This is a genomic window from Reichenbachiella ulvae (assembly GCF_025833875.1).
GTDB lineage: Bacteria > Bacteroidota > Bacteroidia > Cytophagales > Cyclobacteriaceae > Reichenbachiella > Reichenbachiella ulvae.
The window spans coordinates 2,551,992-2,567,915 of sequence record NZ_JAOYOD010000001.1 but is presented as its reverse complement, the minus strand read 5'-3'; the positions used below and the strand labels follow the sequence as shown (position 1 = coordinate 2,567,915).

The following is a 15,924-nucleotide window of genomic DNA, read 5'->3' as shown; positions in this document are numbered from 1 at the left end:
TATGTTCGTTGGACTTTGGGTCCCATCCATTTTTGGAGCAGCACTATTTATGCGATCATTTCATCGTCAACCTAAAAATGATTAGTGATGGTGTTTGATGATCAATTGATATTCATTTGCGGCATTGTCGTGTTCAGCTTAGTGGTTTTGGCCTTTTTTAGTGATTATAAACAAGAGAAAAAAAGAACAAAAGCCAGAGTGGAGAATGAAGTAGAAATACATCGGGAGAGAACCAAAAGGTCTTCTTAGAATCACTAAAATTGCTTATTTAGCTGTTAAAAGGGTGGAAGTTGAAATTTACCGAACTAGTTAGCCTCGAATGGAGGATGGAAAATATTTATTTTTGGATGCCATCTCATGATCAAAGAAAATAGTTTTTCGAAACTATTGTACTATACTAAGTTCAGCCCCATGCGTGTATTCGCTGGGGCTAAATTAATGGCCGAATGACGCTATAAGGAATCGTGAAGAAGAATGTGGCGCCTTTTTTGATTTTTGACTCTACCCATATCGTCCCTCCTAATAATTCCACAAGGCCCTTGACAATGGATAATCCTAAGCCTGTTCCTTTAACGAAAGTGTGTTCTTGTCTGGCCTGTCCAAATCGATCGAAAATCAGCTCGTGATCTTTCGCATCGATTCCATGTCCGGTATCTTTTACATAAAATTGGAGCATGTTTGCCTTCAGTTCATAACCTATTTCCACCTCACCTTTTTGTGTGAATTTGATGGCGTTTTCTATTAGGTTGGATAGAATTTGAGTCAGTCTGGTTTTATCTGTTTTGATAACACATTCTCTAATAGAAAGCCCTTTTTTAGTGATTAGTTTAACATTTGGATTGATAGTGATACTGAACTGAGCCTTCAAATCATCTAGCAACTCATTGATGTTGCAGTTAGCCAATCGTATTTTGATTTGTCGAGAATCAATTTTAGAAATGTCGAGGATATCAGATATCAAATTGAGTAATCTTTGACCACCTTTGTCTATTAGTTCAAGGTATTTTTCCCTCTTTACGGCGTCCTGCGAATCTTTTTGGAGCAATTTAGCAAAGCCCAAAACGGCATTCATTGGAGTGCGTATTTCATGACTCATATTTGCAAGAAAAGCTGATTTGAGTTGATCGCTTTCTTCTGCTTTATCCTTCGCTTCTTTTAGTTCGATTTCTATCTTTTTTCGATCGGTAATATCCTGCACGGCTCCCCAGAGGCCAATTATGTTGATTTTGCTATCATAGACAGGTTCTCCGTGCGTCCACATCCAGCCGTTGCTTCCGTCCTTTCTTATCGTTTTTACTTCCAGTTCGTATGGGATCCCTTTTTCAGCTGTTAGATTCAGCGCCTTATTTAATACTTCCCAACTTTCAGGTGTGAACAGCTTAGATTGTTCGGGAAGGTCTGGTACTTCCTTATTGGGATCAAAGCCATACATAATAAAGAGCTGTTTGGACCAGCTTACTTTATTCGTTTCGATATCCAAATACCAACTCCCTGTTTTGGTTATATCTAGAACGTTTTTTAATTCCTGTTCACTCCTTACTAAGGCCTCTTCTGCTCTCTTGCGTTGGGTATAGTCAATAAAGCTAATTACGATTTCTGTTATGTTTCCAGATTCGTCCAAAACGGGAAAACCATTGACCAGGGCCCATACTTTTTCGCTGTTGTCCGGCTGATTCATTCCAATAAGTAAATTTCGAATGGGAGCTTTGGTTCTGGAAATAATGTTAACCGGATAGTCCTCATAAGCTATTTTATCATACTGCTCATTGATAAAATGCCACTGTGGATCGATAGCTGCTTTGCCTTTCATCTGGTCTTCGCTTAAGCCCAGGATTTCTGAGGCTTTTTCGTTGTTCATGATGATGGAGGTGTCTGCGGCATGGATGATAATTCCAGCACCAGTGTTAGCTAGAAGTCCACGGTACCTGATTTCACTTTCACGAATAGATTTCGCCGAAAGTCTGTGTTGAAGGATTTCTTGTCTAAGCTTCTCATTTTCTGCTAATAACTGTTCGTAAGTAGGCTTGTCCTTCATTTGTTAGACTTTTTCTAGGTTTTCTGGTGTTGAGACTGAACAGTTTTTCATTCCGCTCTAAAGAGATGCTTCATCGAATTAAATTATAGAAAAAACAGTCAGGAAACAAGCTCATATTTACTGCTATTTCAGATAGATAAATTCATCCAACGTGTGTTTGACTCTTAGGATGCTATAACTAGGTAGATTTTAATCACGGGATCAAATGTGTCGATTTGTCTATACTGGATGCCTTCTAGAGAGTTCAATAACCCAGCTGTATATCCTTTAGTTTGATAGTATCGAAAATTGGCATAATGGGGCGTGAATCGTTGATCCAGCCAAAGTAAGATTTTTTGTTTCCAGTTTTTTGGCTTGCTAAATCCACACACAATTGCAGTGTCAGCGTGGCTTATTTGATGTTTTAGCAGTTTTTTCGATTCTTTCCAGGGTAGAATATGTAAAAGTAGGCTGCTTATGGAGTAGTCTGTTTTGATATCGGTTTGAGGTGCTTTCAGCACATCAGCTATTTTGAAATCTAGGTTATCTATTGATTCAGAGTTCATTCGCTGGATGGCGTAAGAAATCAGTGGCTCGGAGAGGTCAATGCCTATTCCTTGTTGGATTTTACCTGACAGTTTGAAAAGTAAGTCTCCATTGCCACAGCCATACTCTACCACTGTGGAGTTCGGTTTGATCAATTCTACAATTTGATTGCGAATGGGGCTTAAATATCTATCAACTGTATTGGCCTTGATTTTTCCTTTCATGACGGAAGTTCAATTATTGATTTTTAACCTTTCCTGAATCGCTCCTGATACTTTTTGGGTGATGTGCCGAATTCGGATTTGAAGCAGCGCGAGAAGTAGGAGAGACTGTTGAAGCCTGTTTGGTAAACGATCTCTGTGATATTGCCTTCCTTGTTTTGTAGTAGGAGAGAAGCTTTCTTTAATCGATATTTTTGGATAATCTCCTTGGCAGAGTGATTAGTGATGGCCTTGAGTTTGCGGTAAAGGTGGGTGCTGCTCATGGCCATTTCCTCACTGATCATTTCTACACTGAGGTCAGAATTGGAAATGTTTGCCTCAATGATGTCCATGACACGCTTTACAAACACGTTGTCTTCATTTTTGGTCACATCTGATTCTACGGGTACAGATATCAATTCGTCTTTGAAGTAGCGGGTCAGCTCTTCCTTTCGCTGGATCAACTGGTCGATATGTGCTTCTAACAACTCGATCTCGAAGGGTTTAGTCAGATAGGCATCCGCACCGATTTTGATTCCCTCGATCTTATGAGCGGTTAGGCTTTTGGCGGTAAGTAATATCACAGCTGTTTGGCTGGTTTTGGGATTTTCTTTGATCTTCTTGCAAAATGTAATACCATCCATCACAGGCATCATGATGTCACTGATGATCACTTGAGGCATGAAACGATTGGCTTTGATCAGTCCTTCCTGTCCATTTTCTGCAATCACCAGATTGTATTTATGCCCCAGACTGCTGCGCACAAAGTCAATAATATCCGTATTGTCGTCGATGATAAGTACCATGGGTTTTTCTGATACTAAATCCAACTGATAGAGTTTAGATCCGTGCTGCCTACCGTGAACGGATGGTGTGGCTCGTAGTTCAATTTCTTCATTAGCCTGGATCGAATCGACGGGGAGATGGTCTTTGCCAAGTGGGATGTCTACTGTGAAAGCTGTTCCCTTTCCTGGTTCGCTTTCCACCTTGATATTTCCATGGTGTAGGTCTACAAACTCTGCCGCCAGTGTGAGTCCAATCCCACTCCCGGATTCCTTGCGTTTACCGTCTTCTGCCTGATAAAACCTTTCGAAAATTCTGTCTTGATCTTTTGGATCGATACCTACGCCTGTGTCGCAAACCTCGATTCTTAGTGCTCCATTTTTAAAATCCTCGTTGATGTCTAGTTTTGAGAGTTTTAAAGTAATTGTTCCTTTGTTGGATGTGAATTTGAAAGCATTGGATAGGAGATTGAAAAGTACCGTTTCCAATTTTTCAGTATCTATCCAAGCATTGATCTCCTCGATGTCTTTCTTCAGTTCAAATCGAATCTCGTGTCGTTTGGCCTTGTCACTGAACATCTCGAATACCTCGCGGCAGAAATGAACCATTTCTACTTCGTGCACTTTGATCTGCAGCGTGTCGTATTCTATCTTATTGAAATCGAGGATTTGATTGACCAGTTTAAGTAAGCGAACCGAATTTTTTTCGGCCAGATCGATGAGATTAGTGCTTTCTGGGTCCAGCTTGTGCTTTTTTTGAATCTGGTGTAGCGGAGGTAGAATCAAACTGATCGGTGTACGCAATTCGTGCGAAATATTGGTGAAGAAATTTTCCTTGGTGCGCTCGATCTCCTCTGCATGTTCCATTTCCAATCGGGCGATTTTGAGTTCATTTTTCAAGTTGACCCTAGCTGAGTAAGTTTTTAATCCATAGTATATCAGGGCAATGATGAGTATGACATAGAGTGCTATGAAGTAAGGCCTAAGAAGCAAAGGTGGGTGTACCACAATCGCCAGTTGAGTAGCCGAATCGCTATTTTGTCCATATTGATTGATCGCTCGGACATGGAAGGTGTATTTTCCAGGCACTACATTGGAATAGATGGCCAGGTTTTTAGTTCCAGATACCTGGTGCCATGCTTCTTCATACCCTTCCAATCGATACTTATAGAGGTTTTGGTCAGGTTGCCAGTAGTCGAGGCTGGAAAACTGAAGTGTAAAGGAGCGTTCGTTGTAGTCTAGTTCCAGTGATGGCACGAAGGATATGTCCTGATTCAGAAGTGTCCTTCCGCCTATATTTTCGCCAATTTGTACGGGACGGTTGTTGATTTCCAAGTCGGTGATATAAACGGCAGGTTGGGTAGGTTGAAGCTTGGCTTGATCAGGGGCGAACTGGATGAAGCCATTGTCACCTCCGAAAATGATCTCGCCCTGAGAAGTACGAGATACACAACCAAAGGAGAAGCTTTTAATAGGGATGTTATTGTCAAGCGGAAATATTTCTATCTGTCCGTCTTCTGGATTCAGTCGCTGTATGGAGGAGTTAGTTACACTCCAGATGCCTCCGTTCAGGTCTTCGGTGATGCTGGTAACGATCTCGTCATTTCCTGTCATGATAGGATGAAGCGTCACTTTATCATTAGTCAGGCTGAACTGGATTAGACCATTGAGTGTGCCGGCCCAGATTTCTTCATTTTGAGAGTAGTACAGGGTGTAAATCATTTTATTAGACACAGCCTGGTTGAAGGTACTCATGGGTTTGGTTTCCATAGTTTCCGGATGGATGCGATAGAGCTTGTCATACTCTACCACCCAGATATAGGGTGCTCCATAGACGTGTTTTTCAGGTCCTGATTCCAACGATTGTACGGAGGTAAAGGTGATGTTTTCAGGTTCGAGGGAGTTCCCTTCTATTCGATACAGTGCCCCTTGCCATGCACTCACCCATAGGGTGCCATCAGGCTCCTGACTGAAATTACCAATATAATTGGAGTTCAATCCATTTTTACTATTTGAGCGGATGGTTTTCATTATTTGTGTCTTGGGATTCCAAATGTTGATACCACCAGCCGTACCTATCCATATATTCCCATATTGATCTTCTTCCAGCGTAGACACATTGTCTAAAAGCAATCTGGGGATTGATTCAGTATTGAATATCCTTTTTTTACCATTTTTAGCGTTCATTTGTATCACGCCGTGTTGGGTGGCCATCCAGTAGTTGCCCTGACTGTCTGTTAATAAGTCTTTGATTTGATTACCGATGAATTGTCCATCAGATTCGTAAGAAATGTCATTAATCTGGTAAAAATTACCATATTTATTGACTCTGCTTAAACCGTTGGAGGTTGCAAACCATAGTACACCATTCTTATCTTCAAAGATTTGCCAGACGACATTGTTGGCTATGGAGTAAGGGAGCTGCGGGTTATGAAAATGTGTACTATTACTTTTCAGAATGGGATCGAAAATATTCAAGCCAAAATCTGTACCTAACCATAGCTTTCCTTCTTCGTCGGTATGGATATGTTTGATGACTGGGTTGCTAAAAGTGTCGTTGTAGTTTGTAAAGGGGTAGGATTTGAGATTGTTGGTGCTGACTCTGTACAGTCCCATCTCCGTACCTACCCATAGGTTGGGGTCATGATTGATGGAGGGTTTGATATCTAGTACCAGTTGGTTTTTTAGATCGCTATCTATAGGAGCGGGTAGTTCCATTGGGTGGAATTGTTCATGTCCTTTCTTTAGGTAGTTGAGTCCATCATATGTTCCGACCCATACGGTTCCATTTTCCTCTTCATAGATGCTTCGAACCATATTATGAGAAAGGCCGTTCTGTTCCTGATTGAATATTTTGAACTTACCATTTTCTAGTTGATATCTAACCAGGCCTTTGGCAGTACCTATCCAGAGTATACCGTTTTTCCCTTTGTGTATGACTCGAATGGTTTTGATATTGTCAATATCAACCCGGCTTGCTTCAAATGTCTTGATATTCACTTTGGCCAGTCCATCCCAACTACCCACGTAGAGGTAGTCTCCTACAGCTGCAATGGTGGTCAATTCGTTGTTTGGAAGGGACTTTTCACCTTCACCCTTTTTAAGGACAGTAAACTTATTGCCATCGTATCGTGCGAGTCCGCTTGATGTGCTGATCCAGATAAAATCATATTGATCTTGTTCTACTCCGGATATGATGTTGGAGGGTAGTCCATCTCTGATAGAAAGTGTAGAAAAATACAATTCTTGAGCTGATAAACTCAGTGAGAAGAATAGAAGATAACCTAAAAAGATTTTACTCATGCCGCCTTTCATGCTTTGATAATCTAAGATAGCCAAGGTAAGGAAATTCAAGCATATCATAATTGAAAATGTGCTTATATGGCTTTTTTAGGCGATTTATGGTCGGAAAGTACTGTTTTGTGTATGATTTGTAAAAGTGATGTGTAGGTAGGGTATCTACCTTTGGAAAAGGTTAAAAGACTACATTTTTAATTTTTAAAGCAAGTTTATGAAAAAGAAGTATTTACTATTGATTTTCGGGCTTTTGAGTGCTGCTAGTTTGTTGGCACAACAGAGAGTAACTGGAAAGGTGACTTCATCGGGTGATGGAGATAGTTTGCCTGGAGTGAGCATATTGCAGAAGGGAACGTCGAGTGGTACTGTGTCAGATGTTGATGGCAACTACAGTATCGAGGTGCCTGAAGGGGCTACTTTGATTTATAATTTTGTGGGATTCAAACCACAGGAAGTAGCAGTGAATGGCCGCTCTACTATTGATGTCCAACTGGAATTAGATGTAACTGAGCTGGACGAGGTAGTGGTGATGGGTTATGGAACTACGACCAAGAAGGATTTGACTACTTCAATTGCAAAAGTGGATCCAGGACAAGTGTCAAAAGCCGCGAATGCAAATATCAACGATCTGTTGGTTGGGCGAGCAGCGGGACTTAAAGTGACACAGCAAAGTGCACAACCGGGAGGTAATATTGACCTTACTATTAGAGGGCGTGTAGAAAACCCACTGATTGTAGTGGATGGTGTTCAGGTTCCCTACAGTGGATTGGAGCCAGGGGTTAACTTTTCTGAAATTGACAATGTGAACCGTGGTGGATTGGCAGGTTTGAATCCTAGCGATATCGAGTCTATCGAGATATTGAAGGATGGAGCCGCATCTATGTATGGTATCGGAGCAGCTGGTGGTGTGATATTGATCACTACTAAGAAAGGAAAGACTGGAGAGCGTATGACTGTGAACTACAGCGGTAACCATTCGGTCCAAAAGAACTACGATTACATAGAGCCATTAGGGCCAAGAGAGTACATGGAGCACTACAACCGTTATACTCAGGACTTGTATCTAGCAGATCCTGATAACGACATGCAGCCCTTCGGTCCAAATGCGCCTAGCAATGTGCCTACGCCATTTACCGAAGCTGATATAAGTGCAGCAGAAGCAGCAGGAGCTACCGATTGGTTAGGCTATATGCTTAGAGATGGAAGTATCGACAACCATAACGTGAGCATCAGCGGTGGAACTGAAAAAGCAACTTATTACTTTTCAGGAAACTATTTTCGTCAGGTAGGTACAGTACAGAACTCTGAGATGGAGAAGTTCAATGGACGTGCAGATCTGTCGTTTCAATTGGCTGATTGGCTCAAGTTGAGCACCAATTTTATTGCCAACAGAAACAATTTTGTGAATACAATTGCGGGCTGGCAAACAGGAGGAGCAGGAGCGAATGGGTTTACAGCCTTACAATCGGCACTGTCTTATCCTACCTATTTACCAGTTAGAGATCCAAACACAGGTGAGTACACTCAGTTTCAGTTGAGAGGTAATCCGCTTAGTTTGCTAGATATTGACGATGAGACCAAGTACAATTCATTGTATGCCAACTTTGCTTTGGACTTTACCATTATCCCAGAAAAGTTAACTGCCAAAGTGCTTTATGGAAATAATTTTGAGAGTTCATTCCGTGATTTCTTCATTCCATCTACAACCAACTGGTTTGATGCCAATCAGGCAAGAGCTTCTCTGGCTTCTAGTACAAGACAACAGCAGACTTTAGAAGCCTATGCTACCTATACAGATGATTTTGCTGATTTTCTTAACGTCAATATAGTAGGTGGAGTAGGCCAGTACATGTATGATAGTTTCGGGTACGGTCTTCAGGCTACTGACATGTTGGATGCGATCAATACGACCAGAGTACAGGCAGGTCAGGGGACACCCCTTGTGAATTCTAGTAAGAATAGTAACCTGAAGCGATCACTGTTTGTTAGAGGTACCTTCTCTTTATGGGATCGTTACATACTGTCAGGTTCTTACCGATACGATGGGTTTAATCAGTTCTTCCCTGATAATAAGTTCAATGCATTTCCTAGTGCTTCTTTGGCATGGAAAATCTCTAATGAGTCCTTTATGCAAGGCCTATCTTTCCTTGACCTGTTGAAAGTAAGAGGTAGTGTAGGAACCTTGGGTAACGCTAACTTCAATGCCTATGGAGCTTATGCACCAGATGGTGACCATGTGAGTTTTAATGGAGGTTCATCTAATTATGTTCCTTACCTACTTACACGATTGGATAATCCCAATTTGAACTGGCAGAAGACAGTGAATAAAACGGTAGGTTTGGATTTCGGACTTTTCGACAGGGTTTCTGGTTCTTTGGATTTATACCAGGAGAACGTTACCAGGATGCTCGTGGAAGTAAATACTCCTGCATTGTCATTTTTGAGTACTCAGTTTGTTAATGGACGTGAGCAGTTACGTAAAGGGATAGAGTTTAATATTGACGCAGACATCGTTAAGAACAGAGATTTCAACTGGAATGCTTCAGCTAACTTGTCTCACTTTACCCATACCTGGGAGAAGAGACATGAGGAAGACGATTTGTTTCCATGGCAAGGCGAAAAAGATCCAGTTAATGTGATTTATGCATTCGAAACTGATGGGATTTTGCAACTAGGGGAGACGGCTCCAGCATGGCAGCCAGCCAATGCAACAACAGCAGGTTCTCCGATATTTGTGGATCAAAACGGTGATGGTACTTTGGATTCAGCAGATGTGAAGAAGTACAATATATTGCCTAAGCTATCTTTCGGTTTTGGTAGTAATTTCCGATACAAGAATTTCGATCTTTCTTTATTCTTTTACGGACAGGTTGGAGCGAACAGAACCAATTTCAGCTTAGGTTGGTCTGATCCAAGAAACATGCTCAACTCAGAATCAGCGGGTACCTCGGATATGGACCTGATCTGGAGTTCAGAGAATCCTGATGGTACACTGCCAGGCATTACTTACAACGAATCTGCTTTAGGAGCGATTGGAAATGTAAGTGGCGTTGGTACAGATGTTCGCATCTCTCAAGCTAATTTCTTAAGAGCCAGAAATATTACGCTGGGTTACACATTTACTGCTCCAGCAGTAACAAGAGTCGTACGAGACCTCAGAGTTTATGTCGACTTCCAAAACCCATTCGTAATCACCAAATTCAAGGGTGTTGATCCAGAAGTGCAGCAAGGCAACGTAAAGGGTGCGCCAGCTCCTTATCCAATGATAAGAACTTATTCAATTGGTGTAAATGCTAATTTTTAATTGAAAACATTAAAGAATATCACAATGAAAAAGATAACATTAATGGGAGGATTCTTGATGGTATTACTTTCAGTATTTAGCTGTAAGGAAGGTCTTGAATCTGAGATATTTGGGGAATTGAACCCCACATCTTTTCCATCAACAGAAAGCGAATATGAACTATATACCATGGAGGTATATGTGCCTTTTTCTTCGAAATGGCCATATAATGATGGTGGGACAAAATACCATTTCTTTGCTTTGGAAGAAGGGCACGTTCAGCTCTATGATTTTCCTACCGATATTATGACAGTATTTACCGCCTGGGGCGGTGGTTGGGAAAACCCAAGCCGTGGCAATTTTGAGCCATATATTGGTGCACCTAGAAACCGTTCTCACTTTGAGAAAGTAAGGTTTGTGTCCAGAACGACCTCTATCATCGGAGAGTTGGAAGAGGCACCAGATGATGTGTTTACCAATTCCGCACTACAGCAACAGTTGCTAGGCGAGGCACATATGGCCAGAGGATGGACGATGTTTCGTATGTTGCAAATGTTTGGTCCTGTGCCTGTTATTTTGGATCCTGAGCTAATAGGGGATCCTGAAGCGGAGGCAGATGTGACTCGTCCAAGTAGAGCTAATTATGTAGCTGCTATCGAAGCTGATTTACAATTTGCGATAGATAACTTGCCAGAAGCACCCGAGCAGTATGGAAGGTTCAATCGAGGTTTGGCGCTTACCATCATGATGCGACTTCATATGCATGAGAAAAACTTTACCGATGCAGAAGCAGTAGGTAGAGAGATCCAGGGGATGGGCTATGCCTTGGTTAATGACTATGAGAGCCTTTTCAGAGAAGCAACTGATATAAACTCGGAAACCATATGGGCTGTGACCACCGATCCTGCATCTCAAGGAAGAGGGGGTAACGGTAACTTCAATGCCTACTCTTACTACTGTCGACCAGGTAACTTCCCTGGAAAAGGTGGTTGGTCGGATGTATTCTCGGCTCCATGGGATTTTTATGATTCATTTGATCCAGCTGATGCGCGAAGAACACTATTGGTTGATAGCTATGTAGATGGAGGAGGAACAACCCACGACAGAACTACAGGCCTAAGAGGAGCCATCTTCAATAAGTATGCGCCAGAAGGTGATGGAGGTTTTCAGGCTGCTGATATAGTGATCGCACGCTATGCAGATGTCCTATTGCTATTGGCAGAAGCGATCAACGAAAACAACGGTGGTCCTACACAAGAGGCAGTTGACCTGCTCAATGACGTGCGTGATAGAGCAGGAGTGTCTTTGTATGCTTTGGCTGATTTTGCATCACAGGATGCTTTCAATGACGCTATCCTACAGGAGCGTGCATGGGAGCTTTACTTCGAAGGATTGAGACTACCAGACTTGATCAGACATGGCAAGTGGCCATCAGCTGTGGGAACAGTTGCTGGGAAACAACCAGGTCCATCTGTTTGGCCAATCCCGCAGTATGCCGTAGAAGATGGCGTAGAGCAAAACGCTGAGTATGCGAACTAAATGATGAGAACCTGACCTCAAGTTCTCTAAAAGGTCTTTTTGATGGAGGCCATATGGAGGACTTTAGGTCTTAGGCATCATCGATTGATACAATATTTTATTTAAAACCGAGGATACGGAGTTGTAGCCTTTGGTGAAATTAATAGGGAGTGGATGTAACAATTGTTCACTCCCTATTTTATTATAAGCATATTATGAAAAATTACTTTAATGTTTTCTTCTTGCTGGCTATGATGTCCTTTCAAGCCAGCTGTTCAGAGGACGAAGGAACTCAGCCTAAAGAGGAGGAGAAGGTTGAAGAACCAACCTTACTTGATAAGTTTTATTTCGGGGCGGATCTTTCTTATGTCAATCAGATTCTAGATCAGGGGGGCACTTTTCAGGTAGAAGGGGTGACTCAGGATCCCTACCAGATTTTTGCAGATAAGGGAACCAATCTGGTGAGGCTTAGGCTTTGGCACAATCCAGTCTGGACAAAAGAAATATATGGAGAAGAGGCGACAGCCACTTACAACGATGTGGCTGACGTGGAACGTGCGATCGCTGCGGCCAAAGCTCAGGGTATGGAGGTGCTTTTAGATTTTCATTACTCTGACGACTGGGCTGATCCTGCCAAGCAATTCATACCTGCAGCCTGGCAAGAGATCACAGAGATCGCTGTACTGGGAGATTCTGTTTACAACTATACATACAAGGTGCTCAATCAACTCAATGAGAAGGGTTTGATGCCGGAGTTTGTACAATTGGGTAATGAAACCAACTGCGGCATGATGTATTCTGAGGCACCTGAGGCGTTTCCTGATTGTAATGTTTGCAATGGTGACTGGTCCAATATGAGGACGGTACTGAATAGAGGGATATCAGCAGTCAACGATGTGGAAGCCAATTCGGAGGTGGATACAAAGGTGATATTACATGTGGCAGATCCTAAGAATATAGACTGGTGGTTTAGTAATGTGGGTATTTCAGGTTATGATATTATTGGCTTTTCCTACTACCCGCTTTGGCATACTACTATCTCTATGGAGCAGTTGGAAGCGACCGTTAGAGGCTTCAAAGAAGATTTCGGTAAGGAGGTCATGATTCTGGAGACGGCTTACCCATGGACGACAGACGGCAATGACAATTACAACAATCTTTTTGGAGGTAATGATCCGATAGCGGGCTACCCATACACGCCAGATGGACAGTTGGCTTTGTTGAAAGCGATGACCCAAAGTGTAATTAATGGAGGAGGAATGGGGATAATCTATTGGGAACCTGCCTGGATATCTTCGGACATGAAGGATCAATGGGGTACGGGTTCCTCATGGGAAAACAATGCCTTCTTTGATTTTGATGGAAATGCTAATCAGGCATTTGAGTATATGAGCGTCGAGTATCAGGGTTTAGAATGATTTTCTGCAGAAACTGGCTGACCATTCTTGAACCATGATTCAATGGATAATTATAGCAATAAATTAAAATGAGTAGACTACTATTAGTACTGACCTTTCTCCTGTCTTCTTTTTCCTTATGGGCTCAGACTGGGGATGTGTATGTAGATGAAAAAGGGATCATGCGCTGGCCCAATGGTGAAGAGCTGCATGGTTTTGGAGTCAATTATACAGTTCCTTTTGCCCATGCCTATCGCTCTGCCCAGAAGTTGGGGATAGATCCTAAAGAGGCGATTGATCAGGATGTGTATCATTTTGCTCGTCTGGGCCTAGATGCCTATAGAGTACATGTCTGGGATACCGAAATCAGCGACACGTTGGGCAACCTGCTTGTCAATGAACATTTGGAACTCTTCGATTATCTGGTGATGAAACTGGAGGAAAGAGATATGAAACTTTTGATCACTCCTATCGCCTTTTGGGGCAATGGCTGGCCTGAAAGGGACGAGGAGACGCCCGGTTTTTCTCATAAATATGGAAAGGCCGGTTGTCTAACTGATCCAGATGCCATCAAGGCGCAGGCCAATTATCTGTTTCAGTTTTTGAATCATGTCAATGCCTATACAGGGCTGGCCTACAAGGACGATCCGTCTGTGGTAGCCTTTGAGGTTAGCAACGAGCCTAAGCATCTGGGATCCTCCGAAGAGGTACAAGCCTATGTGTCAAAGATGGTACAGTCGATGATGCGTACAGGGTGCAAAAAGCCGATACTATATAATGTCAGCCACCATATCAATCATGCCGAGGATTATTATGCCTCGGGTATCGATGGGGGGACTTTTCAGTGGTATCCGACCAATTTAGGTTCTCGAGAGGAACTGGGTGGCAACATGTTGCCTAATGTGGACCGGTATGAAATTCCTTTCAAGGATCTGGAAGGATTCAAGCAAGGAGCCAAAGTGGTATATGAGTTTGATGCTGCGGATGTAGGGCGATCTTATATTTATCCTGCCATGGCGCGAAGTTTCAGAACTGCCGGGATTCAATGGGCTACTCACTTTTCCTATGACCCGACCTATCTGGCCTATGCCAATACAGAGTACGATACGCATTATATGAATCTGGCCTATGCTCCACAAAAGGCTCTGAGTTTACGGATTTGTTCGGAGGTTTTTCATCGTATCCCGTTGTATTCTGACTTTGGTACCTTTCCGGATAACATGACTTTCGATGGTTTTAGAATCAGTTATGAAGAGGATCTGGCAGAGCTGATCACGGATGAGAAATTCATCTATACCAACAATACCAAAAGCCAGGTGCCAAACCCCAAGAAACTGAAAGAGATAGCAGGATTTGGTAATTCTGCTGTTGTGCGATACGAAGGTGGAGGTGCTTATTTTCTGGATCAGATAGAAAAGGGAGTTTGGAGGCTGGAAGTGATGCCCGATGCGGTTTGGACTAAAAACATCTTTGGCAAAAACAGTTTGGACAAGAAGGTGGCCGATATCGTATGGAATAGCTGGAAAATGTCAGTTCAATTGCCTGATTTAGGAAATGACTTTTCCATCAAGGGAGTAAACAAAGGGAATTCAATTGCTACTAAATCCAATGCAGCATCTTTCGAAATAAGTCCGGGCACTTATCTGCTCACCAAAAAAGGGAAGAAGCACGAATGGTCGTCAGAGGATGTATTTAAGAATATCAAGATTGGAGAGTTTGAAGCGCCTGTTACTACTGTCAAAGGAGTAGAACTCGTGCACACACTTACTTCTGAGTTGGATAAAGGTAAGCCACTAACAGTAAAAGCCACCGTCATCAGTGACAGCCCAATTGAGAAAGTGGAGATGTTAGCATACACAGGTTATCGGCCAGTGACCTACCAGTTAAAACCTGGTTCACAAAATCAATTTGAATTAGTGATACCTGCCGAAAAATTGCCGATCGGGGCTTTAAGATATTTCTTACTTGTAAAAACTAAGACTGCGAACTTTACTTATCCTGCCGGCATTGAGTCGAAACCTTCAGATTGGGACTTCCATGATTTCGATATGTACGAGACGAAAGTATTTCCAACTGGTACGCCTTTTTATCTTTTTGATGCGGCGCGAGATTTCGATCTGATCAATATGACATGGAATCCAGGAGTGACGTTGCGACCCCTTCCTGCTCCCAATCAGAGTGCCTTGGATGTACTAATGAAAGATATACCGGTAGATGAGGCTAATGATAGGCCTCACTATGCATGGAGAAAATATTTTGGGTCGAATGCAACAGGACGTTCGCTCTCTAATTACGAAAAATTAGTCGTATTAGGTAAAGCGCTCAATGAAAAGCCTCAGGTTATAGAACTGTCACTGATTGCGAAGGACGGAAGTATCTTCGGTGCTTTACTGGAACTGGGGCAACAAAGGGGAGAGTACAGCATCCTACTTAAGGATTTGAAGCCTACGAAAATGGTCACTTTACCAAGACCATATCCTGGATTCTTGCCATACTATTTCACCCCGGGAGAAGATGTGGCAAATCAATTGGACATGAGTCAGATAGAGGCGATTCAGGTGGCTGTTTCTGGTCAAGATGGCTGTCACTATAGTATTGAAAGTATACGCTTAGAATGATACGAGAATAAACATTTTGTCAAAGAACTATCGCCCCATTGATCCTATCAATGGGGCGATTTTGTTTTAGCCTAACATCCATTTTTTTTATCATGATTGAGGTTTGCGTATGATCCGTAGCAGTGTTTTAATATTCAAACCATTTGGCGACCGTTTATATAATTTGTAAAAATCACCTTGTTATTTGATGATTAGATGGCTAATTTCATGAATTGCAAAATATGATTTTGAAAGTCGTGCTATGGAACAAATACATTTTATTGAACATA

7 protein-coding genes are annotated in these 15,924 nt (G+C 42.2%); 4 read left to right on the top strand and 3 right to left on the bottom strand.

Going from position 1 to position 15,924, the window contains the following annotated elements; genetic code table 11:
- Positions 1–430: 430 nt before the first annotated feature.
- From N7U62_RS10155 to N7U62_RS10145, 3 genes are all read right to left on the bottom strand, one after another.
- Positions 431–2,035 (bottom strand): sensor histidine kinase, encoded by a 1,605-nt coding sequence (locus N7U62_RS10155; RefSeq protein ID WP_264137854.1) that lies wholly within the window; start codon positions 2,033–2,035, stop codon positions 431–433.
- Positions 2,036–2,199: 164 nt separating this feature from the next.
- A complete protein-coding gene (locus tag N7U62_RS10150) occupies positions 2,200–2,784 on the bottom strand; it encodes a class I SAM-dependent methyltransferase (protein ID WP_264137853.1) in 585 nt (194 codons plus the stop codon).
- A 23-nt stretch (positions 2,785–2,807) separates the two neighbouring features.
- The gene (locus N7U62_RS10145) at positions 2,808–6,845 is read right to left on the bottom strand and encodes a hybrid sensor histidine kinase/response regulator transcription factor (protein ID WP_264137852.1); all 4,038 of its coding nucleotides are present in this window, start codon (positions 6,843–6,845) and stop codon (positions 2,808–2,810) included.
- A gap of 208 nt (positions 6,846–7,053) precedes the next feature.
- On the opposite strand from N7U62_RS10145, the gene N7U62_RS10140 reads away from it, so the two are divergent.
- From N7U62_RS10140 to N7U62_RS10125, 4 genes are all read left to right on the top strand, one after another.
- On the top strand, positions 7,054–10,143 hold the full coding sequence (locus N7U62_RS10140) for a SusC/RagA family TonB-linked outer membrane protein (protein ID WP_264137851.1): 3,090 nt from the start codon (positions 7,054–7,056) through the stop codon (positions 10,141–10,143).
- A 24-nt stretch (positions 10,144–10,167) separates the two neighbouring features.
- The gene (locus tag N7U62_RS10135; protein WP_264137850.1) at positions 10,168–11,661 is read left to right on the top strand and encodes a RagB/SusD family nutrient uptake outer membrane protein; all 1,494 of its coding nucleotides are present in this window, start codon (positions 10,168–10,170) and stop codon (positions 11,659–11,661) included.
- 194 nt (positions 11,662–11,855) lie between these two features.
- The gene (locus tag N7U62_RS10130) at positions 11,856–13,058 is read left to right on the top strand and encodes a glycoside hydrolase family 53 protein (RefSeq protein ID WP_264137849.1); all 1,203 of its coding nucleotides are present in this window, start codon (positions 11,856–11,858) and stop codon (positions 13,056–13,058) included.
- A 68-nt stretch (positions 13,059–13,126) separates the two neighbouring features.
- Positions 13,127–15,655, top strand: coding sequence for a glycoside hydrolase 5 family protein (locus tag N7U62_RS10125; protein WP_264137848.1), 2,529 nt, complete (start codon positions 13,127–13,129; stop codon positions 15,653–15,655).
- Positions 15,656–15,924 lie beyond the last annotated feature (269 nt).

Bases quoted from the DNA above. Each gene is read 5' to 3' on its own strand.
- N7U62_RS10140 (WP_264137851.1), top strand. From the start codon at position 7,054: ATGAAAAAGAAGTATTTACTATTGATTTTCGGGCTTTTGAGTGCTGCT.
- N7U62_RS10150 (WP_264137853.1), bottom strand. From the start codon at position 2,784: ATGAAAGGAAAAATCAAGGCCAATACAGTTGATAGATATTTAAGCCCC.
- N7U62_RS10135 (WP_264137850.1), top strand. From the start codon at position 10,168: ATGAAAAAGATAACATTAATGGGAGGATTCTTGATGGTATTACTTTCA.
- N7U62_RS10130 (WP_264137849.1), top strand. From the start codon at position 11,856: ATGAAAAATTACTTTAATGTTTTCTTCTTGCTGGCTATGATGTCCTTT.
- N7U62_RS10155 (WP_264137854.1), bottom strand. From the start codon at position 2,035: ATGAAGGACAAGCCTACTTACGAACAGTTATTAGCAGAAAATGAGAAG.
- N7U62_RS10125 (WP_264137848.1), top strand. From the start codon at position 13,127: ATGAGTAGACTACTATTAGTACTGACCTTTCTCCTGTCTTCTTTTTCC.
- N7U62_RS10145 (WP_264137852.1), bottom strand. From the start codon at position 6,845: ATGAGTAAAATCTTTTTAGGTTATCTTCTATTCTTCTCACTGAGTTTA.